Origin of the sequence: Tissierella pigra (assembly GCF_018917845.1) — a bacterium.
GTDB classification, from domain to species: domain Bacteria; phylum Bacillota; class Clostridia; order Tissierellales; family Tissierellaceae; genus Tissierella; species Tissierella pigra.
In genome coordinates this window covers 1,272,316-1,294,786 of the sequence record NZ_JAHLPJ010000001.1, presented here as the reverse complement: position 1 = coordinate 1,294,786, position 22,471 = coordinate 1,272,316, and the positions used below count along the sequence as shown (strand labels likewise).

Genomic DNA, 22,471 nt, shown 5'->3' with positions numbered 1-22,471 from the left:
TCTTGCAATTTATAGAATTATTACTTTTGAATTTTCATGCTTTAAAGATATATTAATTGTTTATAATAAAAAAATTATATATACTAGAAATATGACATTATATGGAGGGAACTTTTATGAATACTAAATCCAAGGGAATTTTAGCAGTAATTGTTTCTGCTACTATTTTTGGAAGTATGCCTTTAATGGCTAAGTTTGTTTATGAATCTGGTGGTAATGCCACAAGCTTAGCATTTTTAAGATTTTTATTAATACTTCCTTTTTTATATCTATTAATTAAAAAAGATGGCAAGGAAACTTTAAAAATTGAAAAAGAGGAATTTAAAAAAATAACCCTTGTGGTACTAGTGTTGCATTAAAGAAATAATTACAGGTTGACATGGAAAAATTTATATAATGAAAAAAAGAACCCCTTGTGTTAAATTGTTTTTGACTAGAAAACAATGAAATGGGGTTCTTTTTTATGGTTCAATATAATAATAAAACAGTTTTTAGTAAATTAATAGAAGTAATAAATGGAAATAAGTTAAATTATATAATTAATAAATATAATTCAGATTATAGGATTCAACATTTTAACACTAAATCTCATGTTTTTTCCATGCTTTATCTTCAGTTAAGTAATACGAAAAGCTTAAGAGGCTTAATTGATAAATTAAATTATAGTCCAAAATTACAACGAACAGTTAATGTTCCAAGCCTTTCACAACTTTCAAGGAAGAATGCCAATAGAGACTATAGAATATTTGAAGAACTTTATTATAGCATGATAAATATGGCTAAAAAGGAGTTAGGAATTAAGAAATCTAATGAAAAATTTAAAGAAATTAAGGCTTTTGATTCAACAGTTATTACAATAGCTTCCTCTTTAGCACCTGAATTATTTTTTGAAGGTAAGTCATCAGGAATAAAGATTAGTACTTTATTGAATATATCTCAAAGCCTACCTGAAAAAGTAAATATTGTACCTGCAAAAATTAATGATAGAAAGTGTATTGATGACTTTTTTGATGATAAGGATACATTATATCTCTTTGATAGAGGTTACTATAATTATAATTGGTATGATAATTTGACTGACAATGGATATAAGTTCATTACAAGACAAAATACTAATGCTGTAATTGAGGAAATAAGATCAACTTATGTTGAGAACGAATTAGTATTTGATGCTGAAATCACCTTAGGAACTGATTACAGTAAAAATAAAACACATAATAAATATAGAGAAATTCTAACCTTTGATGAAGAGGGGAAAGAAATAAGATTTCTTACAAATGTATTTGATATAGAAGCTGAAGAAATTATGGAATTATATAGATTGAGATGGAAAATAGAACTTTTCTTTAAATGGGTTAAGCAAAACTTAAAAATAAAGAAATGGTTAGGCCATAATCAAAATGCTGTTAAAATACAAATATATTCAGCATTAATATCTTATGTAATACTAGCTTTATTAAAGACAAGAATGAAAATTAAATCTTCTATGATTTCAATAAGTAGAATAATTGAAGTAAATTTATTAGAAGAATCATCAGTTTTAAATTTATTAAGTGGTTAAGCTTTTAAAAAAAGTATTTCTTTTCTAGCCTTGGTTTTCCATACGTAATAGATGGTAAATATATGATATATAGTATAATATTGACAAAATGGATGCTGTATTTAGAGCATCCATTTTGTCAAAGCTTAAATTTTACATTAATGCAACACTAGTACCCTTGTGGCTACTTTGGGATATGGAGCAACAGCTTTGTTACTATATCTATCCTATAATTATATTCCATCTGGTATGGCAACAACTATTCATTTTATATATCCAGTTTTTGTAATACTAGGCTGTATATTATTTTTTAAAGAAAAACCAAGCATTCCAAAATTAATTGCAGTTATACTCTGTTTGTTTGGAGTTCTAATGTTTTTTGATGGCAAAGGAAATACTGATTTCACTGGAATATTTCTTTCTTTTATGTCCAGTATTACCTTTGCTTTCTATACTGTATATCTGGATAAAAGCGACTTAAAGAAAATTAGTACCATTAAATTAACATTTTATCTTTGCTTAATTGCAGCAATTATGATGCTAATTTTTAGTCTTATAACTAAAACATTTGTTATAAACATGAAACCCCTAGGATGGATAATGGCATTATTATTATCCTTATCAGTAGGATTTGGAGTAACTCTCTTTCAATTTGGTATTAAGGCAATAGGACCTCAAAATACATCTATTTTAAGTACCTTTGAACCTATTACAAGTGTAATTATAGGAGTATTATTATTAGATGAAAGTTTTGGAATAAAAACATTCCTTGGAATTTTATTTATATTATTAGGAGTTATAATAATTTCTTTTTTTGAGAAATAAACAATAATGCTTTCCTATTCATTATAAAAAATACCTTATGATTTAATCATAAGGTATTTTTCTATATTATTTATATATCTTAACTCTTTCCTCTAATGGTTTAAACTCTTTTTCTCCTGGCTCATCTGTTGGCTTACCAAATGGCATTTGAGCTATTAGTTTCCAACTACTAGGCACATTCCATTCTTCTTTTACATCTGCTTCAATAAGTTCATTGTAATGTTGAAGTGATGCTCCATATCCTTCTGATTCTAATGCTGTCCATATTACAAATTGGTGCATTCCACTTGTATGTTGTGACCATATTGGAAAATTATCTTTATATGTTGGAAATTCATTTTGTAAATATTCTACTATACTATTGTCTTCAAAGAATAATATTGTACCATATCCAGCATCAAAGGAGTTGATTTTTTCATCTGTAGATGAAAACTTTTCAGCAGGTACAATTTTTCTAAGGGCTTCCTTAGTAATATGCCATAATTTTGTATGATGTTCACCTAATAATAAAATTACCCTTGTAGTTTGTGAGTTAAATGCTGATGGTGTATGTTTTACTGCATGTTCTATTATTTCTTGAATTCTTTCATCAGATAATACTATATCTTTACTAATTCCATAATATGACCTTCTTTGTTCTACTGCTTCATAAAAATTCTTTGCCATTTTCTATTCCTCCAGTTAATTTGATTTTTTCATTTCTATAATTATAATATGAGACTTTTCCTTTGATTTTATTACTATATCTTCCTCCACTATTTCCAAAGCATCTCTGTTGTTTAACAAAATATTATTTATTTCTGCACTTCCTTCTATTTGTACTAAATACGCCTGTCTTTCTTCATTGACTTTAAAATCAATTTCTTTATTTTCATCTAGCTCTAATACATATATATTTGCATCTTGGTAAATCTTAATTGATCCATCTCCATCGGTACTTGATACTATTTGAAGCCATTTATTTTTTCTATTTTCCCATTGGAATTTATAGTCACCATAGTTTGGCTCAAGTCCTTTTTTATCTGGATGTATCCATATTTGTAAAAATCTTGATGTTGTTTTTCCTAAGTTATGTTCACTATGATATATGCCTGTTCCTGCACTCATATATTGTACGTGACCCCTAGTAATAGTATTTTTATTTCCCATACTATCTCCATGTGTCAATTCTCCATCTACTACATAGGATATTATCTCCATATCCTTATGAGGGTGCATTTCAAATCCTGTATTTGCTTTAACTAAATCGTCATTTATTACTCTTAATACCCCAAAATTCATATTATCCACATTATAGTATGATGAAAATGAAAAATGAAATATACTTTGTAACCATCCTAAGTCAGATCTGCCCATATTTGTACTATCTAATTTTCTTAACACATTTCCACCTCTTTCAATTTAATTATTTTTTTATACTAATTCCCTATTTATTATTAACTTACTTTTAATTACTTGCTATGTTTTTATTATTACATATATAATTTTATATGTCAAGCATATTTTTAAAAAATTAAAAATAAAAAATCCCCTAATAATTAGAGGATTTTTTATATATTAGCTCCACTTTTCAGCCCAATTCTGGATTTCATCCATAACAGTTTGCAGTGCTTTTCCTTTTTCTGTAAGTTCATATTCAATTCTTACTGGTGTTTCTGGATAGACCTTTCGTACTACTATTCCTTCTTGCTCTAGCTCTTTGAACCTTTCTGTAAGCATTCTTGCACTCATATTTGGTATAGATGCAGATATATCTGTAAAACGCTTTTGTCCATTTAGCAATGTTCTTATAATTAATCCAGTCCATCTTTTACCTAATAATTCAAAAGCATCTTCAAACTTTGGACATAAATGATACTTTTCCATTTGACTCACCACCTACTAATAGTATATCACCTTTAGTTGAAAATAGTAAGTATATTATTATATTATACTCTTTATTACAAGTTATAGTTTTTAGTTAACTTTACTAATAAACCCTTACTTATCTATAATATTTTTCAATTTGACTATTTTTTTAACAAAACATATAATGAAGCTTGGCCTAATTGCCTGATAAAGTAAATAGGAGTGATTAAATGACTAAAGCTAAAAAGGTAATTATATTATCTCATTGCATATTAAATGAATATTCTAAAGTAAAAAAATGGGATAAATATGAAAAAATAACGGAATTAAATACTATGGATTTTTTAAAATTTCTCTTAGATAATGAGATTGGAATTATTCAGCTTTCTTGTCCTGAGTTGAAAGGCTATGGTCTAAAGAGATGGGGCCAAGTAAAAGAACAATATGATCATCCCCATTATAGAAAAATATGTCGCGACTTATTTGAACCGGTCTTAGAACAAATATTAGAGTATCAATCTAATGGTTTTGAAATAGTCTCTTTAATGGGAATATATGGAAGCCCTACTTGTGGCATCTATAAAACTTGTTCAGGTAATTGGGGTGGAGAAATAGGATCTAACCCTGATATACAAGGTATCATAAATACTATTTCTAGTATAGAAGATAGTGGAATATTTATGGAAGAAATATATAAAATATTTGAAAATCACAATTTGGACATACCTATGATAGATTTTCATAAAGAAAATTTAGTGTCAATAATAGATCAAATAAAAAAATCATTATAAAAATCAACATAAATTAAACATACCCTTGTCAAGTTGACAGGGGTATGTTTAAATAAGTCAATTTTATTAGTTCTTTCTTGCCTCTTCTAAAGCCCTAGTTCCTCTTTCTTGAGCATCTTTTAAAGCTTCTGGTATAGATTTTTCTTTAGCAAATACTAGATCTAGTTCTTCTCCTAGTACATCTAGTGCATTTATTCCACCAATATTTCTTGTTCCTTGGAAACCAATATCAAAACTCTCTAGTCCAACTGCTTTAATTGGAGCTGATTCTAGGTATGCCTTGTATTCAGGTATTTCTCTAGCAGAATATCTAGCTGGCAAGTATCCTGTTTCTTGTGCTAAATAAGCTGTATTTTCTGGTGTTGATAAAAACTTACTAAATAACCAAGCACCTAATTTTTCCTCTGGTGTAGCCGTATTGTATACTGCTACGTTTGTACCATAATATAACTGATCATTTGTCTTGTGTCCTGGTAGAGGTGCTGCAAATAAATTTACTCCTTCCAATGTATCTTTTTCTATAGTAGATATAGCTGATGTAGATGCTACACACATAGCTGCTCTTCCTTGTGATAATGGAACATTTGCATATTTATCTTCTCCTGCTGTACGAGCTACTTTTGATTGAATTAAACCATTTAAAAACTCAATTGCTTCAGCTGTTTCTGGAGTATCGAAATACAGTTCATTTGTATCCTCATTCATAGTCATTCCCCCTGCTTGTTTTAACCAAGGAGCTATATCTGTAGAAATATTATTTGCAAATACTATTCCATATACATCTGGTTCTCCATCTCCATCAGTATCTTTAGTCAACTTTTCTGCCACTGACTTCCATTCTTCCCATGTTTTAGGTACTTCAACTCCTGCTTCTTTAAACATATCTACATTATAGTATAGAACCATTTGGCTTTTGTTAAAAGGCATAGCATATTGATTACCATTCCATATTCCATCATCTAAAAATAACGCTGGATAATCTGCTAATTCTTCTTTGCTTAATCCAACTTTTTCATTTTCCATATAAGGATTTAGATTTTCAACTAATCCTTTTTCAATATACCAAGATAATCTATTTGAATATATTTGAGTCATAGTTGGCAATTGATTCGCTTTAGCAGCCGCCATTAACTTCTCAAACAATTCTCTATAATTGCCTTGAAATTGAAGATTTATCTTTATATTTGGATTTTCATCCATAAATTTATTTGCTAAGTTAGTTAAAGCTTCTTCATTTGAACCACTCATTGCATGCCAAAATACGACTTCTGTGGGATTTGTAATTTCTGTTAAAATTCCATCTTCTTTTACTTCTTCTGCATTGTCTACTTTTTCATTATTATCTACTGGAGTTACAGGGTTTGATTTACAACCCACAAGTCCTAGGGATAATATTAATACTAAAAATAATGATAATAACTGTTTATTCATTTAATATCCTCCTACTTTTTATTTTATTTAATCACTTATTAAGTGTTTAAATTATCCTTTTATTCCTGCCTTAGATACTCCCGATATAATATGTTTTTGAAGTATCGTATAAAATATTATTACAGGCAATACTATAATATTTGTTGCAGCCATTAAAACATTGTACTCTGTTCCAAATTCATCAGTAAATGCGGATAAAGCCAAAGGTAATGTTCTCATTTCCTTAGAATTAGTTACTATAAGAGGCCAGAAAAATGAATTCCAGCTACTGATTACTTTCAATATAATCAAGGTAACTATGGCAGGTTTTGCCAGTGGAACCATTATGGTCCACAAAAATTTAAAATCACTACATCCATCAATTTTGGCAGCATTATATAACTCATCTGGTATACTCATGAAATGCTGTTTAAGCAAATATATAGAGTATATACTGGCACACCAAGGAATTATCAATGCCTTATACGAATCTATCCATCCGAGCTTACTCAATGTCACAAAATTAGGTATAGTAAGAACTTCCCCAGGTACCATCATAGTAGCTATAAGAATAGTAAATATAAGGTCTCTGCCCTTAAAGTTTATTCTAGAAAAAGCAAATGCTGCCAATATAGTAGTTATTATTTCTCCTGCTGTAACAGAAACTGTAACTATTATGCTATTCTTAAAATATGTATTAAAGGGGGCTGCCTCCAAAGCTATCTTGTAATTCTCCCATATTAACTTGGAAGGGATAAACTTTGGTGGCATTATAAGCACCTCATTGGAGGGCTTTAAAGAAGTTGATATCATCCATATAAAGGGTATTAGTATAAAAAGTGCACCTACTGTAAGTATCATATATATTAAAGTTTTCTGTAATGTTCTTTTCATCAATATCATCCTTATTAGTAATTAGACTTGGTCTTTCCAATTTTCAGCTGAATTAAAGTAAATATAAGTATTATAATAAATAGTACAAAGGCTGCTGCTGCAGAAATGGAAAATTGCCAATGTCTATAGAATTTATTAAATATATAGTAAACAATAGTTAGTCCACTTTTCAATGGTCCTGTGCCAGTGTTATATAATACAAAGACTTCATCAAATATTTTAAAAGCACCTATTACAGAAGTAATAGATACAAAGAATAAAGTAGGACTTAGTAACGGTAAAGTAATATTTGTAAATATATTCCATTTACTTGCACCATCTATTTTGGCAGATAAATAGTATTTTTTATCAATATTTTGTAATCCTGCCAAGAAAATAATTATTTTATACCCCATGCCCTTCCATACATTAAATAAGACTAGGATTGGAATTGTAAAGCTAGGATCTGTTAGCCACTTTATTTTTTTTCCTCCTAATAATAAAACCATATAATTAGCTAGTCCATAATCACCATTAAAAATCCACCTCCATATAATAGCTAAGGCAGCTGTTGAAGTAACAAAAGGTAGAAAATATATAGATCTAAAGAAACTATTTAGCTTTATATTAGAGTTTAATAACAAAGCAAACCCTAGGGATAGTATTATTGATAAAGGAACAGCTCCCAACACAAAATAAAATGTATTTTTAAGTGCTAAATAAAAATCTGGGTCCCTTAATACATATTGAAAATTATCAAGTCCCCTTTTGTATACTTCACCACTTAAATAATCAAAGTCAGTATAAAAAGACATAGTAAAGGATTTAATTATGGGATAAATCTTAAATACAATTAAAATTAATGTTGCAGGAAAAATATATAATAATCCCTTAAAGGTATTGGATTTTCTTAATTTATCTATTTTTTTCAACAAACATCCCCCCTGTGAAATATGTGGATGTTTTTAGCGTCTAAATATAGCCTGTCCCCTACATCTATATTAAAATCCCATGAAGCAACTAATGTAACCTTTATCCCTTCGTCTATATTGGCAATAATATAGATTTCCTTTCCCATGATTTGGATACCTATTACCTCTACAGAAAATAATGCTTCATCTTTATTAGTTATAATAAAATCCTCTGGTCTAATTCCCAATGTTACTTGGTTTTCCTTTATTCCTTTGCCTTTTAAATGTCTAGATAGATTTAATATAATACGACTATTATGTAATTTTACAACTTCTCCATTATACATTATCTCAGTTTCTATAAAGTTAATAGGTGGATTTCCTAAAAACCTAGCTACAAACTTATTAGAAGGATTAGAATACATTTCCCTTGGAGTAGTATATTGTTGATACAACCCATCTTTCATCAATAAAATCTTATCTGAAATACTCATTGCTTCCTCTTGGTCATGAGTAACAAAAATAGTAGTTATGTTTATTTCCTGCTGAATTCGTCTGATTTCTTCTCTCATTTCAATACGAAGCCTTGCATCTAAATTAGATAAAGGTTCGTCTAACAATAATATTTCAGGTTTTTTTACTAAGGCTCTAGCAATTGCAACTCTTTGTTGTTGTCCTCCTGAGAGTTCAGAAGGTTTTCTATGTAGCAAATCTTCTATTTTTGTAAGTTCAGCCATTTGGATAGCCATTTTATTGGCTTCTTTTTTATGGATTTTTTTCATCTTCAATGGAAACATAATATTTTTTAACACAGACATATGGGGATATAGTGCATAGTTCTGAAATACCATTCCTATTCCCCTATACTCAGGTTCTATATTTGTAACTTTTTTATCTCCAAAATATATCTCTCCATTATCAGGTTTTAAAAGTCCTGCAATTAAAGATAATGTAGTACTTTTCCCACAGCCACTGGGTCCTAATATAGATATTAATTCTCCATCATCTATTTCTAAATTCAAATTACTTACTGCTTTAACTGAGCCAAATGTTTTACATATATTTTCTAAAATAATTTTCATATAATCCCTCAAATTCCTATATTCAGATTCTAATATTTATTTTCATAAATCATGTTTTTCTACCAACCTATAGAATAACATTTTTAAGTTCATAAGTTAAATTCGATATTTCTATATTTATATGAGTTACTATAGATTAATTTAATTGTTTAAAATCTTAAAAAACTAAATAATTATTCATTATTGCTAATTTAAAATCTAGGGTATAATATATATGTACAAGTATATTTAAAGTAGGTGAATAAATGAAAAAACAGTATGTAACTGTTATTGGTGGTGCTAATATTGACATTACAGGTACACCCCATTATGGATTAAATCCTAATGATTCCAACCCAGGTAAAACTATTTTATCTTTAGGTGGTGTAGCTAGAAATATTGCTGAAAATCTCAGTAGAATGAATGTTAATGTGGAATTTATCACAGTATTGGGAGGTGATGGATACTCTAGGGAAATAACCAGTAGTTGTAAAAAGCTTAATATTAGTTTAGAACATTCTCTTATTATTCCTAATGAACGAACATCTACCTACCTGTGTATCACTAACGAATCTGGTGAAATGGAAGTGGCTATTTCTGATATGGAAATATATAGGTATATTACTCCTAATTATCTAAAAGAAAAACTTGAAGTAATCAATAATTCTAAAGTATGTGTAGTTGATACTAATATACCTGAAGAATCTCTTAAATATTTGATGAATAATTGTAATGTTCCTATATTTCTTGATACAGTTTCTACTAAGAAAACTGAAAAAATTAAAGATTCCATTCAAAATATTCACACCTTAAAGCCAAATATCATTGAGGCTGAAATCCTTTCTAATATGAAAATTAACACCATAGGAGATTTAGAAAAGGCAACTAATATTATTCTTGAAAAAGGTGTAAAAAGACTATTTATATCTTTAGGATCTAAGGGAGTTTATTACACTGATGGTACTCATAAAGGAAATATCTTACCTATAGAGACTAAAGTTATAAATACTACTGGTGCAGGAGATAGTTATATAGCTGCTGTTGTTTGGGCATATCTAAAGAATTTTGATTTAGAAAAGTCAGCTAAGGCTGGTCTATCAGCTTCTTATATTTGTATTAATTCTAATTCAACAGTATCTGAAAATATATCAGAAGAACATATTATAAATTTAATGGAAAACAATTGGAGGTAATTATATGAATTTAAAAGATATTTTAGTAATCAATCCCGAAGTACAAAAGGCAATTGACGAAAATAAACCTGTAGTAGCATTGGAATCTACAATTATATCCCATGGTATGCCTTATCCTCAAAATGTAGAAACCGCTTTAAATGTTGAAAAAATAGTCAGAGACAATGGTGCTATTCCTGCAACTATTGCTATTATTGGTGGAAAGCTTACTGTAGGTATTACACCTGATGAAATAGATTATCTTGGTAAAAAGGGACTTAATGTAACTAAAGCTAGTAGAAGAGATATACCTATTCTTGTATCAAGAGGAGAAGATGGTGCTACAACTGTGGCTGCTACAATGATAATAGCTTCTCTTGCTGGAATAAAAGTATTTGGTACTGGTGGTATAGGTGGAGTTCATAGAGGTGCAGAAACTACTATGGATATTTCTGCTGACTTAGAAGAATTATCTAATACTAATGTAGCTGTTGTATGTGCTGGTGCAAAATCTATTTTAGACCTGGGATTAACTCTTGAGTATTTAGAAACTAAAGGAGTTCCTGTTATTGGTTATCAAACTGAAGAGCTTCCTGCCTTCTATACTAGAGAAAGTGGGTTTAATGTAAATTATAGAATGGATACACCTACGGAAATAGCAAAAGCTTTGAAAGCAAAAGAAGATTTAAATATGACAGGTGGAATGGTTATTACCAACCCTATTCCTATGGAATATGCTATGGATAGTGCTTATATATCAAAGGCAATAGAAGAAGCCACTGTTGAAGCAGATAAACTTGGAATAAAAGGAAAAGAAACTACTCCTTACTTATTAGATAAAATTCAAAAGATTACAGAAGGTAAAAGCCTTGAGGCAAATATCCAATTAGTATATAACAATGTAAAGCTAGCAGCACAAATTGCATCTGAGTTATGTAATATAAAATAAATAAGAGCCTTCAGGCTTACTAGTGTTGCATTAAAGAAATAATTACAGGTTGACATGGAAAAATTTATATAATGAAAAAAAGAACCCCTTGTGTTAAATTGTTTTTGACTAGAAAACAATGAAATGGGGTTCTTTTTTATGGTTCAATATAATAATAAAACAGTTTTTAGTAAATTAATAGAAGTAATAAATGGAAATAAGTTAAATTATATAATTAATAAATATAATTCAGATTATAGGATTCAACATTTTAACACTAAATCTCATGTTTTTTCCATGCTTTATCTTCAGTTAAGTAATACGAAAAGCTTAAGAGGCTTAATTGATAAATTAAATTATAGTCCAAAATTACAACGAACAGTTAATGTTCCAAGCCTTTCACAACTTTCAAGGAAGAATGCCAATAGAGACTATAGAATATTTGAAGAACTTTATTATAGCATGATAAATATGGCTAAAAAGGAGTTAGGAATTAAGAAATCTAATGAAAAATTTAAAGAAATTAAGGCTTTTGATTCAACAGTTATTACAATAGCTTCCTCTTTAGCACCTGAATTATTTTTTGAAGGTAAGTCATCAGGAATAAAGATTAGTACTTTATTGAATATATCTCAAAGCCTACCTGAAAAAGTAAATATTGTACCTGCAAAAATTAATGATAGAAAGTGTATTGATGACTTTTTTGATGATAAGGATACATTATATCTCTTTGATAGAGGTTACTATAATTATAATTGGTATGATAATTTGACTGACAATGGATATAAGTTCATTACAAGACAAAATACTAATGCTGTAATTGAGGAAATAAGATCAACTTATGTTGAGAACGAATTAGTATTTGATGCTGAAATCACCTTAGGAACTGATTACAGTAAAAATAAAACACATAATAAATATAGAGAAATTCTAACCTTTGATGAAGAGGGGAAAGAAATAAGATTTCTTACAAATGTATTTGATATAGAAGCTGAAGAAATTATGGAATTATATAGATTGAGATGGAAAATAGAACTTTTCTTTAAATGGGTTAAGCAAAACTTAAAAATAAAGAAATGGTTAGGCCATAATCAAAATGCTGTTAAAATACAAATATATTCAGCATTAATATCTTATGTAATACTAGCTTTATTAAAGACAAGAATGAAAATTAAATCTTCTATGATTTCAATAAGTAGAATAATTGAAGTAAATTTATTAGAAGAATCATCAGTTTTAAATTTATTAAGTGGTTAAGCTTTTAAAAAAAGTATTTCTTTTCTAGCCTTGGTTTTCCATACGTAATAGATGGTAAATATATGATATATAGTATAATATTGACAAAATGGATGCTGTATTTAGAGCATCCATTTTGTCAAAGCTTAAATTTTACATTAATGCAACACTAGTACTTCAGGCTCTTATTTATTTTATATTAACTTGTTTTTTTAAATTCTATTGTCCAATGGATTCCAGTACCTATACTATAGGCTTTAGCAAAGTTTCCTTGATTTATGGCTACTGCCATTCTAAGCAATGAGTTTACATATATTATCTGTTCACTTACATATACATCTGCGAAAGACTTTCCAAAGGTTATTCTATTATTATAAACTAAAGTAGAACCATTCTTTATAACTACTTCTACTCTATCACCATATTCAAATCCTATTTTCAAGAAGTCTTCCCTAGTTATATTGGTCCATAGGCTGCCAAAACGAACATCTAATATATCTATATTTCCTTTTATACTGCTTTCAGTTCTAGTAACTTTCCCTACTTCTAATTCTACTATTTTATCTACAGGAAGTTCTCCTCCTACTTCTTCAAAACTAATCTTTTCAGAAGCTAATCTAGCACCAGTATAAGAAAATATATCTCTTCCATGGAAGGTATGTGAAAGCTCAGATTCTTTCCTTCTATGATTTTTTTCATCTATTTCTCTTACTACTTCTATGCCTATATATTTCTTTATATGAGTCAATGTTCCATTGTCAGGAGTAACTACAAAATGTCCATCTTTAGTTTTAGCTACTACAGATTTTCTTGAAGAGCCAACTCCTGGGTCTACTACCGACACAAAAACTGTACCCTTTGGCCAGAACTTTACTGACTGAAATAATCTATAGGAGGCTTCCCATATATTGTATGGAGTTATATCATGAGTTAAACTATATATTTTAAGATTCATATCTACCTCATGAGCAACTCCTATCATTGCTGCTACAGCTCCGTCTACTAACCCGAAGTCACTTTGCAATACTAAAAGTTTATTCATCCTTTTCCCTCCTTAGTACAGTCCAACTCCCTATGGTTTCAAAGCCTAGTTTCGCAAAAAACTGTCCTTCTATTTTGTTTTCATAAAATAAGCATACATTCTTTTTTCTATTTAATAAATCCTTAGTTAAATAAGATACTATTTGACTTCCATAACCCATTCTCTTTTTATCTTCTCTTGTAAATACTCCACCAATCATAGCACTATTACTATTTTCTGCTGTAGTATTTCCATGAGATACTATTCCTAAGCTATCCTTTATAAATACATGTTTACCTTCACCAGTAGAAATACGGTTATAAATTTGCTTATATCTAATATTTACATCAGATGAATATAAAGATTTAAATTCAGGAATTTTACCATATATATTGGCTATTTCCATGGCATTTTCTTCTTTTGCTATTTTTATATCTTCTTCCACTTCTTTTAAAGCATTTATATCTCTATGCTGACAAAATTTAGTGTCTTTCCTGCTATAATTATATTTTAAATAAGGATAAAGTTTATCCATTACCGTAGATTTACCACTTATGTTTTCTATATTCATATTGTCAGTAATAGATGTAATTAATGAAAAATCCATATTTAAATCTTTACTATAAACAATAAGTGTAGTATGGTATCTAAGTGCTATTCCCATGATTTTATCATCTTCTTTTTCATACCATATATCTTGTATTTCAGATGAAAATCCAAAGTTTTCAATATCTCCAATTATAAAGATATTGAAAACTTCTTCCTCTAGGCAATAGTTTAATATTTCTTCCCTATGATTTTCTATTGCTTTAACTAACATACCTAATCCTACTTACTGAATTCCACAGTCCACTTTGGACCATAGCTTATGGAATATTTATCGGCAAAACTACCTTGACTTACTGCTACACTTATTTTCATCAATTCATTATTATATATTAAGGCTTCTCCTATTTCTGCATAGCCAAAGGACTTTTCAAATAATAAAGTTTCTTCAAATTTCAGTTCACCATTGTGGCTTATTTTCACTGTTATTCTATCTCCATAATTAAAGCCTGCTTCATTGAAATCCTTCAACAGAATATTAGTCCATAGGTTACCAAAATTAGGGTCTCCTATTTCAAACATTCCTTTAACACAACCTTTTTCTATTACTGGTTCATGTGTAGGTAGTTCTACTATTTCTTCTACCGGATATGATGGTCCTACTTCTTCATAAGTAATTATTCCACTTGCAAGTTTTGCAGCACAATATCCAAATAAGTCTCTACCATGGAATATACTAACTCCTTCTGTGTCTTTTCCTTTTAATCGATTTACATTTTCATCAATTTCCCTTACTTCTTCAATTCCTATCCACTTTTTCAAATGGGTTAAAGAACCATTATCTGGAGTAACAACATAATATCCATCTGAAGTTCTTGCTACACAAGCTTTTCTCTTAGTTCCTACACCAGGGTCAACTACAGATACAAATATGGTTCCTTCTGGCCAAAACTTCATGGATTGGAATAATCTATAAGAACCGCTCCATATATCATATTGTGGTATTTCATGAGTTCCATCAATTATTTCAAGTGACCTATCTACTGTTTTAACAACTCCATACATGGCACAAACAGCACCTTCTTTATACGTAAAATCTGTTTGAAATACTAATATTGGCTTCATACTTTTCTTTTCCTCCTTAAATAAATGGGTTATAAAATCTACTTTTATTAATAAATATAGATACTAAAATAGTTCCTATAAAAATTAATATGGAAATCCCTATTGCAATAAAATCTCCTTTATTCATTGATTTTGAATTATACCAGGTTCTTGTTTTACATTTTCCAAAACCTCTTAAATCCATGGCATTACTAATTAGTTCTATTCTATCCATAGTCGAAAATATTAAAGGTACTATTATAAGTAAAGCATTCTTAAATCTATCTTTTAACTTTGCCTTACTTGATAAGTCAAGACCTCTAGCCTGTTGAGCCAAACTTATATCTACATATTCCCTTTGTATATCAGGAAAATACCTTAAAGTTAATGCTACGGCATAAGCTGCCTTGTAATTGACTCCTACCCTATTTAAGGATGAAGCAAATTCACTAGGATTTGTTGTTAATAGAAATATAATTCCCAGCGGTATTACTGAAGCATATTTTAAAAACTTTGTAGTCTGATAAAAAATTTGCTCCATTGTTAAACTATATCTACCAATTAAATGTACTATTTCATGCCTTGTCCCATAAATTCCTACACCTTCTTCTGGTGAGAATAAATAAGTAATTATAGTATTGGTAATTAGGAAAAGTCCTACATAAATTACCATAAGCTTTATTTGAGAAAACTTAATCTGTGATACTTTTAATATGTAGAAAGAAAAAATCATCACACATATAATCACCCTAATATCATAAGAAAACATAACTGCAAAAGTCAGCAATAAAAATGCTATTAGTTTAGTAAGGCCAGATAGTCTATGAATTGGTGTATCTACTAAATTATATGAAAATAAATTATTTTTCATTTAGGAATCCCACCGACCTTTCATAATCAATAAAACCCTGTACAAACTTTGTTTCATCTTCTATACCAACTATTTGTGCAAGATTGAAAAGAGATGTTTCTTTTAAATTTGCATTATCTATTATATTTTTATCTGTAAGAATTACTGAGGGTTTATCGTCAGCAATTATTTTACCATCAGATAACACAATGGCTCTCTTAGTATACTCTAACATTAAGTGCATATCATGGGTTATAAATATTACTGTTATACCTAAGGAGTTAATTTCCTTCAAAAACTCCATGATTTCGGAATAATGTTTATAATCTTGACCTGCAGTTGGTTCATCTAATATTATAATTTTAGGATCTAAAGCTAAAATTGTGGCTATGGTAACACGCTTTTTCTGACCATAACTTAAAGCTGAAATAGGCCAATCTACAAAAGGGGATAATCCACATATTTTTAGAACTTTATCTACTTTTTCCTTTATTTCATCTTCATTTATATTTCTAAGTCTAAGTCCAAGGGCTATTTCATCATAAATCATATTTTCAGAAATCATCTGATTAGGATTTTGCATTACAAATCCTATAATCTCTGCTCTTTCCTTAATAGTCATATCTTTAATATTATTATTTTTATAATAGATATTACCTTTACTCTGTTTTTCAAATCCACATATAATTTTAGATAGGGTAGATTTTCCTGCACCATTTTTGCCAACTATAGATACCATTTCACCTTCTTTAATATCAAAGCTTATTTCTTCTAATACTTTTCGCTTTGAAGTATAGGAAAATGAAATATCCTCAACCCTTAAAAATGAATTACTTTCTAGGATTATCTTTTCTTCTTTTATTGATTTATGCCAATTAAGTATTTTATTATCCTTATCTTCTATTTTTAAACTCCATATATAACCAGGCATCATTTTCTCATTTACTTTTACACCAGCATATTTTAATGCTGTTATATAAAGAGGCTCTCTTATTCCATTATCAACAAGTACAGAAGAAGAAACTAATTCATGTGGATTCATATCCGCTAGTATACGTCCATCATTTATTAAAATAACTCTATCAATATCTTGATGAAGTACATCTTCTAGCCTATGTTCAATTATTATAATTGTCTTTTTAGATTCTTTATGAATACTATCAATGATTTCTATGGCCTTTTTCCCCGTTGACGGGTCTAAGTTTGCCAAAGGCTCATCAAACAAAAGTACATCTACATCATCTATCATAACTCCAGCTAAAGCTGTTCGTTGTTTCTGTCCCCCTGATAAATCATATGGAGATGAGGTTAGAAAATTATTCATATCTACCATTCTAGATACTTCTTCTACCCTTTCTCTCATAATACTGTTTTTTACATTATCATTTTCCAATGAAAATGCAATATCCTCACCTACAGTCAATCCAACGAATTGACCATCTGAATCTTGCAAAACAGTACCAATAGATTTGGATAATTTAAATATATCTAATTCTTTTGTCTCAAGTCCATCTATTTTTAGACTACCTGATATATCCCCTTTATAGGAAAAGGGAATGAGACCATTTAAGCAATGTCCAAGGGTACTTTTACCGCTACCACTTGGCCCCACTATCAGGATCTTCTCTCCAGGATAGATTTTTAAGTTAATGTTGTGAAGTGTAGGTTCACTTTGACTATAATATTGAAATGTAAAATCACTGAATTCGATAATTGGTTGGTTATTCATATATGCCTCCAAATATGATATGGTTTATTTTTTACTTATACTACCTTTCTTTGTTCTTGTTGCAGAATATGCAATAAGGAAAAATGTACCTATTACTCCTGCACTAATAGAGTTCATAATTACAGCTATTCCTCCCTGTGCAAATACAAGCTTTACAGGTTCTGCATAGATTACAATATCAAGTACTGGTGCAACTATCATCCATGCAATAATGTTTCCAATTACTTGAATTATATTGAATTTTACAATATCTTGACCTTTAAATTCACCATCTTCTACTCCAGTATTCTTATATGCAAATCCAAAGATAAAACTTGAAAGTCCACTGGCGATTACCCAACTCCACCATGGGGAACCGTATTGAAGAGCATCACTAAGTCCATGTCCTATAAATCCTATAAGTCCTCCTGCAATAGGTCCATATATGGTTGCAAAGAATGCAGATATGCCATATGCAGTTTGAAAACTGGTTTCAGGAATTGGTGAAGGTATTTTTACATACATAAATAAAAGCATAAATATTGCAGCACCTAAACCTGTTGCAACTATGGTTTTAGTTGTTACTTTAAAGTATTTGTTCATAATCTTCCTCCTTAATAATTAATATAAGCCTACACTAAACAACTTAACTTAATATATTTTAGTCTTGAGACATAATGAATTTCTATAATAATTATAAATTTAAATTTATATCAAAATAATTTGGTATAAAGTAATATTTACATCTAGCAATTCCTTCACCTTTTTCATTTTTTAATATTTCTTCTATATATATTATAGGTTCATTTTCTTCTATATCTAAAAATTGAGTAATATTATCTTCTGCCAAAACCAATCTAACATGTAGCTTAGCAGAATAAGCCATATCGAAAATATTTCTATTAATTAATTCTGATACATCCTTTTCTTTATTTAAATCAATAGGAAGCAGGTTAATATGTTTTACTGGAATCTGAAAAAATCCATGTCCTACAGGTTTACCTTCAATATAGTATATATTGTTAGATGCCATTACAATCTCATTTGCATTTATACCCAATCTTTCCATGGCAACATCTGTAGGTGGCGAAAAATTATATTTAATATCAATTTCATCAATTTCTTTTTTAGCACACTCCAAAATTATATTATAGATATTCTTTTCTTGATTATAATTTGCCTGACTTTTATTTGTTATTATACTGCCTTTTCCCTGTTGTTTATGTATTAGTCCATCCTCTGTTAAAATAGTTAAGGCTTGTCTTATGGTATGTCTGCTAACCTTATACTTTTCACTTAATGTACTTTCACTAGGCAGTATAGTTCCTTCTTCATATAATCCGTTGATAATATCAGAGTACAACATATTATATATAGGCAAATAAGATGGAATTTTAGATGAAGATTGACTTCTTATTTTTCTTGTGGCCATATTATACCTCCATTTATACATGTCTAACAACTATATACTTGTTGAACAAGTTTCTTATTTTTATAATATTCTATCAATAAGGCTTTGTCAAGGACAACTAATAGAATTATTTCTATTATCCCATCTCAAATATTTTATATGACGTACTATATAATAAAACTTTATTATTAATTATAAAAAAGAAGGTTATCGATGATTTCGATAACCTTCTTTTAATTGGTTTTATCAAAAGAAAAGACATGTATGACTTTTTCTATAACTATATTATTATGTTCTTTTAAGTTTATTATATAAGGTGCTACTTTTTTACCGTTTTCTCCATAAACCTTTATCTTTGGTCTCGTATGAAATTCTGAGTTTATTTCATATACAATCCCTTCTCTGTTATCACTTAAATGTACAAAGGTATCTTTAGGAAAAACATTGATTGATTGGGAAAATACCTTAATTAAATCTATATCAAAGTGATTTCCTCCTGATGCTAATAAATACTCCATAGCATCGTGTAAAGGTACAGCTCTTCTATATGGTCTATCTGAAGTAAGTGCATCAAAGACATCAGATATAGAAGCTATTTTATTAAATATATGAATTTCATCACCTTTTAATCCCCTAGGATATCCTAATCCATCTTCTCTTTCATGATGACATAAGGAAATATTTCTTGAAACAGCAGATAAATCTGTATGATCAGTCAAAAATCTATATCCTTTTTCAGTATGGGATTGTACTAAACTAAACTCCTCATCAGTAAATTTTCCTGGTTTATTAATTAATTCTATAGGTAAAAATATTTTTCCTATATCATGAAATACACATCCTGTTGCTAATGATTTTATCTCATTCATATTAAATCCTATATCTCTAGCAATAACTATAGATAACATCATCATATTTAAACTATGAGTCAATGTATAATCATCATAAATGGAAATGCTTGCCAAGTTTTCCAATACATTTTTACTAGATACAATATCATAAGCCACCTCTTTTATTATCTCATTAAGATTCTTTACATGGCTTCTTACCTTTTTACTATCTATTTTATTCTCATTGCTGGAACCTCTTATTACATTATTTAAACTCCCCTGTAGGCTATATATCCTATTTACAACTTCAGGCTTTATAATCTCTTCAATATCTTCTTCCGTATATTTATCTTTAATATATATACTTAAATAACCATATGATTTCAACTTTTCTATCATATACCAATTAAGATTAGACCCTTCCTTTAATAGCATACCACCCATTTCATTATACAAGGTCTTGCCTAAAACATCTCCCTCTTTGGCATATTCTATTGGAATCCTTCTCACTACTTTACACCTCTAGTACCAATACGTATTTTAATTCCTTTAGAAATTAATATGGAAATTGTAACATTCAATTAAAGTGATTGTCAAGTTTCTTCCTATTATAGTATTGACTTTTATTTAAGTCTGAAATTTTCCTTTACTCATGGCATCATTTGACTTTATTCCTCTTTTCAATTCTCTGATGTTAGTTTTTAACCATTTAATGGACCCTCTTTTATTTATTAAGTGTTAAATATAGTTTTAGTTTAAACTTATTTATATAAATTTCTTTATTTATAAAATATAAAAAAGTAAGAGTTTCCTAATTAAATAAAAACTCTCGCCTCAAAGACATATTTTGAGACGAGAGATATGGGCTATTTTATTTTCTCAATCTTTTCAAGTAATCTCGTTGGATTAATTATCCTACTAAGTTCTTCTTGATTGCCACTGCCAAGAGATATGGTATCTGTTGTATCGAGGGCTTCTCTCCAAAAAATTTCAGGTGTAATGTCGGGTTTAACTTGACATGTCAGTGCATATAACCCTGCAATATAAGGTACTGTCCAACTCAGACCACCTTCTTTATAAAAAACATAATCCTCAGTACCTGTAGGACTTGCAGTACATCTACTATCCATAGGAACCAAGATTCTAGTATTTCCATACATTTGTTTATTCCAAGCATCAGCTTTTGTAAATGAAATAATATCCTCTGGACTTTTTAAAGGGTCACGACCAAGTCCAAAATATGGATTACTTCCTACATATACAGTATAGATTCCTTCCTCACTGGCCTTATTAATTGAATCAAGTACTTGTTCATAACCATTAAAATCTACTACTCCTAAGGAAATTGATATAACTCTAATTTTTTCTCCTTCAGGAAGTATTTTATTAATCTCTACAATACGGTCAATAGACTGTGCAAGCCATGAGAGATCCCACTCAAAATTGCCCCCAAGATTAAAAGTTCCATGTGTTTCAGCAATATAATAAAGGTCAGCTTCAGGTGCTACTCCAACTGTCTTGCCTACAGCAATAGATGCAACTGCTGGTCCGTGCATTGCCGCAACTTCATCAATATAGTGGATTTCTTCATATAACTTTAATTGTTCTTTATATTCTATATGATCAACCAACAATGTTTGGTCAATGATTGCTACACCTACTCCTTTTCCAGTAATTCCTCTTTTGTGTAGTTCTCTTATTCCTAGTCCAGGATTTTTCCCTAATTTCATTATCATCTGAGGATTAAATTCATCAGGAATTTTATCAGGCCATTGAGTTTTACTGTCAAAATTGGCATGAAGGAGGTCATTAAGTCTATCTGATAAGTCAAGATTTGTCAAATCCCTGCTCCTTAAATCCACTTGAAACCACATTTCACTTGAATTTGGATTGTAAATTGGAAGCTTTGTCATTTTTTCAGGATTAATAAGTGAGTAGTCATTTACACCAGGTTTTCTCACAATACTTAAGGTGTTTTCTGGGGATAGCAACGTCCTATATTCCTTCGGTTGTTCTACTGATTCTGATATTTCTTCTGGTTGTTCTGATGTTTCTATTACCTCTTCAGGTTGTTCCAGTAACTCTGATGCTTCCTTTTCAATTGGTTTAGATGGAGTACAGCCAACTAGTAAGATCATAATTACTAAAAATAAACTCAAAACTCTTTTCATCTTAACACTCCTCCTATTTTATTGGTTTTATGTTAAATAGATTTTCTGAACAGCCTTACTATTACAGAATCACCCTGTATCATTTCTTGCAAACTACACTTACAGTCAAACAAAATATTAAACCGGCTCCTTATATTTTCTTGTATAATTAAGTTGTAATTCCAAATGTAGCCATAGTCAATGCCTCCTATATACTAGTCTGACTTGATAATTTATCTATCCATATTCTCCACGT

Annotated in this window: 23 protein-coding genes; 7 read left to right on the top strand and 16 right to left on the bottom strand. The window is 29.4% G+C overall.

Annotated elements, in window-relative coordinates:
• Positions 1-116: 116 nt before the first annotated feature.
• The 3 genes from KQI41_RS06350 (at position 117) to KQI41_RS06340 (ending at position 2,365) form a co-directional block, all read left to right on the top strand.
• Entirely contained in the window at positions 117-359 is a 243-nt protein-coding gene (locus tag KQI41_RS06350) for an EamA family transporter (protein WP_216585036.1), read from the top strand.
• A 104-nt stretch (positions 360-463) separates the two neighbouring features.
• Positions 464-1,561: an IS4 family transposase gene (locus tag KQI41_RS06345; protein ID WP_195838080.1), complete on the top strand. Its 1,098-nt coding sequence runs from the start codon at positions 464-466 to the stop codon at positions 1,559-1,561.
• A gap of 159 nt (positions 1,562-1,720) precedes the next feature.
• Entirely contained in the window at positions 1,721-2,365 is a 645-nt protein-coding gene (locus KQI41_RS06340; protein WP_342366189.1) for a DMT family transporter, read from the top strand.
• A gap of 66 nt (positions 2,366-2,431) precedes the next feature.
• Here KQI41_RS06340 and KQI41_RS06335 read toward each other — a convergent pair whose 3' ends face one another.
• The 3 genes from KQI41_RS06335 to KQI41_RS06325 form a co-directional block, all read right to left on the bottom strand.
• Complete coding sequence (locus tag KQI41_RS06335; protein WP_154442879.1) at positions 2,432-3,031, bottom strand: nitroreductase family protein; 600 nt, start codon at positions 3,029-3,031, stop codon at positions 2,432-2,434.
• 15 nt (positions 3,032-3,046) lie between these two features.
• Positions 3,047-3,748, bottom strand: a complete 702-nt coding sequence (locus KQI41_RS06330) for a pirin family protein (protein WP_216585034.1) — start codon at positions 3,746-3,748, stop codon at positions 3,047-3,049.
• A 174-nt stretch (positions 3,749-3,922) separates the two neighbouring features.
• Positions 3,923-4,231: a winged helix-turn-helix transcriptional regulator gene (locus KQI41_RS06325; RefSeq protein ID WP_154442880.1), complete on the bottom strand. Its 309-nt coding sequence runs from the start codon at positions 4,229-4,231 to the stop codon at positions 3,923-3,925.
• 212 nt (positions 4,232-4,443) lie between these two features.
• Here KQI41_RS06325 and KQI41_RS06320 point away from each other — a divergent pair, with 212 nt between their 5' ends.
• A complete protein-coding gene (locus KQI41_RS06320) occupies positions 4,444-5,004 on the top strand; it encodes a CD3072 family TudS-related putative desulfidase (RefSeq protein ID WP_216585033.1) in 561 nt (186 codons plus the stop codon).
• Positions 5,005-5,070: 66 nt separating this feature from the next.
• Here KQI41_RS06320 and KQI41_RS06315 read toward each other — a convergent pair whose 3' ends face one another.
• From KQI41_RS06315 to KQI41_RS06300, 4 genes are read right to left on the bottom strand one after another with little or no spacing between them, the layout of a single operon-like run.
• A complete protein-coding gene (locus tag KQI41_RS06315; protein ID WP_216585032.1) occupies positions 5,071-6,435 on the bottom strand; it encodes an ABC transporter substrate-binding protein in 1,365 nt (454 codons plus the stop codon).
• Positions 6,436-6,486: 51 nt separating this feature from the next.
• Positions 6,487-7,308 carry a carbohydrate ABC transporter permease gene (locus KQI41_RS06310; protein ID WP_154442883.1) on the bottom strand — a complete coding sequence of 274 codons (822 nt, stop codon included), beginning with the start codon at positions 7,306-7,308 and terminating at the stop codon, positions 6,487-6,489.
• Positions 7,309-7,322: 14 nt separating this feature from the next.
• Entirely contained in the window at positions 7,323-8,219 is an 897-nt protein-coding gene (locus KQI41_RS06305; protein WP_154442884.1) for a carbohydrate ABC transporter permease, read from the bottom strand.
• Positions 8,216-9,280, bottom strand: a complete 1,065-nt coding sequence (locus KQI41_RS06300) for an ABC transporter ATP-binding protein (protein ID WP_154442885.1) — start codon at positions 9,278-9,280, stop codon at positions 8,216-8,218. Before KQI41_RS06300 ends, KQI41_RS06305 begins: the two co-directional genes overlap by 4 nt.
• Before the next feature lie 245 nt (positions 9,281-9,525).
• Between KQI41_RS06300 and KQI41_RS06295 the strand changes: the two genes are divergently transcribed.
• The 3 genes from KQI41_RS06295 (at position 9,526) to KQI41_RS06285 (ending at position 12,616) form a co-directional block, all read left to right on the top strand.
• Positions 9,526-10,452 carry a carbohydrate kinase family protein gene (locus KQI41_RS06295; RefSeq protein WP_154442886.1) on the top strand — a complete coding sequence of 309 codons (927 nt, stop codon included), beginning with the start codon at positions 9,526-9,528 and terminating at the stop codon, positions 10,450-10,452.
• A 4-nt stretch (positions 10,453-10,456) separates the two neighbouring features.
• On the top strand, positions 10,457-11,380 hold the full coding sequence (locus tag KQI41_RS06290) for a pseudouridine-5'-phosphate glycosidase (RefSeq protein WP_154442887.1): 924 nt from the start codon (positions 10,457-10,459) through the stop codon (positions 11,378-11,380).
• 138 nt (positions 11,381-11,518) lie between these two features.
• Positions 11,519-12,616: an IS4 family transposase gene (locus tag KQI41_RS06285; RefSeq protein ID WP_195838080.1), complete on the top strand. Its 1,098-nt coding sequence runs from the start codon at positions 11,519-11,521 to the stop codon at positions 12,614-12,616.
• Positions 12,617-12,794: 178 nt separating this feature from the next.
• Here the strand turns inward: KQI41_RS06285 and KQI41_RS06280 are convergent, their stop codons facing one another.
• From KQI41_RS06280 to KQI41_RS06240, 9 genes are all read right to left on the bottom strand, one after another.
• Positions 12,795-13,637, bottom strand: coding sequence for an SAM hydrolase/SAM-dependent halogenase family protein (locus KQI41_RS06280; RefSeq protein ID WP_154442972.1), 843 nt, complete (start codon positions 13,635-13,637; stop codon positions 12,795-12,797).
• Entirely contained in the window at positions 13,630-14,436 is an 807-nt protein-coding gene (locus tag KQI41_RS06275) for a GNAT family N-acetyltransferase (protein ID WP_154442973.1), read from the bottom strand. The genes KQI41_RS06280 and KQI41_RS06275 overlap by 8 nt, the downstream gene beginning before the upstream one ends.
• A gap of 8 nt (positions 14,437-14,444) precedes the next feature.
• A complete protein-coding gene (locus tag KQI41_RS06270; RefSeq protein WP_154442974.1) occupies positions 14,445-15,287 on the bottom strand; it encodes an SAM hydrolase/SAM-dependent halogenase family protein in 843 nt (280 codons plus the stop codon).
• Positions 15,288-15,303: 16 nt separating this feature from the next.
• Positions 15,304-16,137 carry an energy-coupling factor transporter transmembrane component T family protein gene (locus tag KQI41_RS06265; protein ID WP_154442975.1) on the bottom strand — a complete coding sequence of 278 codons (834 nt, stop codon included), beginning with the start codon at positions 16,135-16,137 and terminating at the stop codon, positions 15,304-15,306.
• Positions 16,127-17,845, bottom strand: a complete 1,719-nt coding sequence (locus KQI41_RS06260) for an ABC transporter ATP-binding protein (protein WP_154442976.1) — start codon at positions 17,843-17,845, stop codon at positions 16,127-16,129. The genes KQI41_RS06265 and KQI41_RS06260 overlap by 11 nt, the downstream gene beginning before the upstream one ends.
• Positions 17,846-17,869: 24 nt before the next feature.
• Positions 17,870-18,427, bottom strand: coding sequence for an ECF-type riboflavin transporter substrate-binding protein (locus tag KQI41_RS06255; RefSeq protein ID WP_154442977.1), 558 nt, complete (start codon positions 18,425-18,427; stop codon positions 17,870-17,872).
• A 91-nt stretch (positions 18,428-18,518) separates the two neighbouring features.
• The gene (locus KQI41_RS06250; RefSeq protein WP_195838061.1) at positions 18,519-19,256 is read right to left on the bottom strand and encodes a GntR family transcriptional regulator; all 738 of its coding nucleotides are present in this window, start codon (positions 19,254-19,256) and stop codon (positions 18,519-18,521) included.
• A gap of 212 nt (positions 19,257-19,468) precedes the next feature.
• On the bottom strand, positions 19,469-20,575 hold the full coding sequence (locus KQI41_RS18870; protein WP_154442979.1) for an HD-GYP domain-containing protein: 1,107 nt from the start codon (positions 20,573-20,575) through the stop codon (positions 19,469-19,471).
• A gap of 356 nt (positions 20,576-20,931) precedes the next feature.
• Positions 20,932-22,236, bottom strand: coding sequence for a S8 family serine peptidase (locus tag KQI41_RS06240; RefSeq protein WP_195838062.1), 1,305 nt, complete (start codon positions 22,234-22,236; stop codon positions 20,932-20,934).
• Positions 22,237-22,471 lie beyond the last annotated feature (235 nt).

Excerpts from the sequence above, each read along its gene's own strand:
- KQI41_RS06315 (WP_216585032.1), bottom strand. The coding sequence starts at position 6,435 with ATGAATAAACAGTTATTATCATTATTTTTAGTATTAATATTATCCCTA.
- KQI41_RS06280 (WP_154442972.1), bottom strand. The coding sequence starts at position 13,637 with ATGAATAAACTTTTAGTATTGCAAAGTGACTTCGGGTTAGTAGACGGA.
- KQI41_RS06255 (WP_154442977.1), bottom strand. The coding sequence starts at position 18,427 with ATGAACAAATACTTTAAAGTAACAACTAAAACCATAGTTGCAACAGGT.
- KQI41_RS06260 (WP_154442976.1), bottom strand. The coding sequence starts at position 17,845 with ATGAATAACCAACCAATTATCGAATTCAGTGATTTTACATTTCAATAT.
- KQI41_RS06300 (WP_154442885.1), bottom strand. The coding sequence starts at position 9,280 with ATGAAAATTATTTTAGAAAATATATGTAAAACATTTGGCTCAGTTAAA.
- KQI41_RS06335 (WP_154442879.1), bottom strand. The coding sequence starts at position 3,031 with ATGGCAAAGAATTTTTATGAAGCAGTAGAACAAAGAAGGTCATATTAT.
- KQI41_RS06310 (WP_154442883.1), bottom strand. The coding sequence starts at position 7,308 with ATGAAAAGAACATTACAGAAAACTTTAATATATATGATACTTACAGTA.
- KQI41_RS06325 (WP_154442880.1), bottom strand. The coding sequence starts at position 4,231 with ATGGAAAAGTATCATTTATGTCCAAAGTTTGAAGATGCTTTTGAATTA.
- KQI41_RS06350 (WP_216585036.1), top strand. The coding sequence starts at position 117 with ATGAATACTAAATCCAAGGGAATTTTAGCAGTAATTGTTTCTGCTACT.
- KQI41_RS06295 (WP_154442886.1), top strand. The coding sequence starts at position 9,526 with ATGAAAAAACAGTATGTAACTGTTATTGGTGGTGCTAATATTGACATT.
- KQI41_RS06290 (WP_154442887.1), top strand. The coding sequence starts at position 10,457 with ATGAATTTAAAAGATATTTTAGTAATCAATCCCGAAGTACAAAAGGCA.
- KQI41_RS06265 (WP_154442975.1), bottom strand. The coding sequence starts at position 16,137 with ATGAAAAATAATTTATTTTCATATAATTTAGTAGATACACCAATTCAT.
- KQI41_RS06285 (WP_195838080.1), top strand. The coding sequence starts at position 11,519 with ATGGTTCAATATAATAATAAAACAGTTTTTAGTAAATTAATAGAAGTA.
- KQI41_RS06250 (WP_195838061.1), bottom strand. The coding sequence starts at position 19,256 with ATGGCCACAAGAAAAATAAGAAGTCAATCTTCATCTAAAATTCCATCT.
- KQI41_RS06345 (WP_195838080.1), top strand. The coding sequence starts at position 464 with ATGGTTCAATATAATAATAAAACAGTTTTTAGTAAATTAATAGAAGTA.
- KQI41_RS06270 (WP_154442974.1), bottom strand. The coding sequence starts at position 15,287 with ATGAAGCCAATATTAGTATTTCAAACAGATTTTACGTATAAAGAAGGT.
- KQI41_RS06320 (WP_216585033.1), top strand. The coding sequence starts at position 4,444 with ATGACTAAAGCTAAAAAGGTAATTATATTATCTCATTGCATATTAAAT.
- KQI41_RS06240 (WP_195838062.1), bottom strand. The coding sequence starts at position 22,236 with ATGAAAAGAGTTTTGAGTTTATTTTTAGTAATTATGATCTTACTAGTT.
- KQI41_RS06275 (WP_154442973.1), bottom strand. The coding sequence starts at position 14,436 with ATGTTAGTTAAAGCAATAGAAAATCATAGGGAAGAAATATTAAACTAT.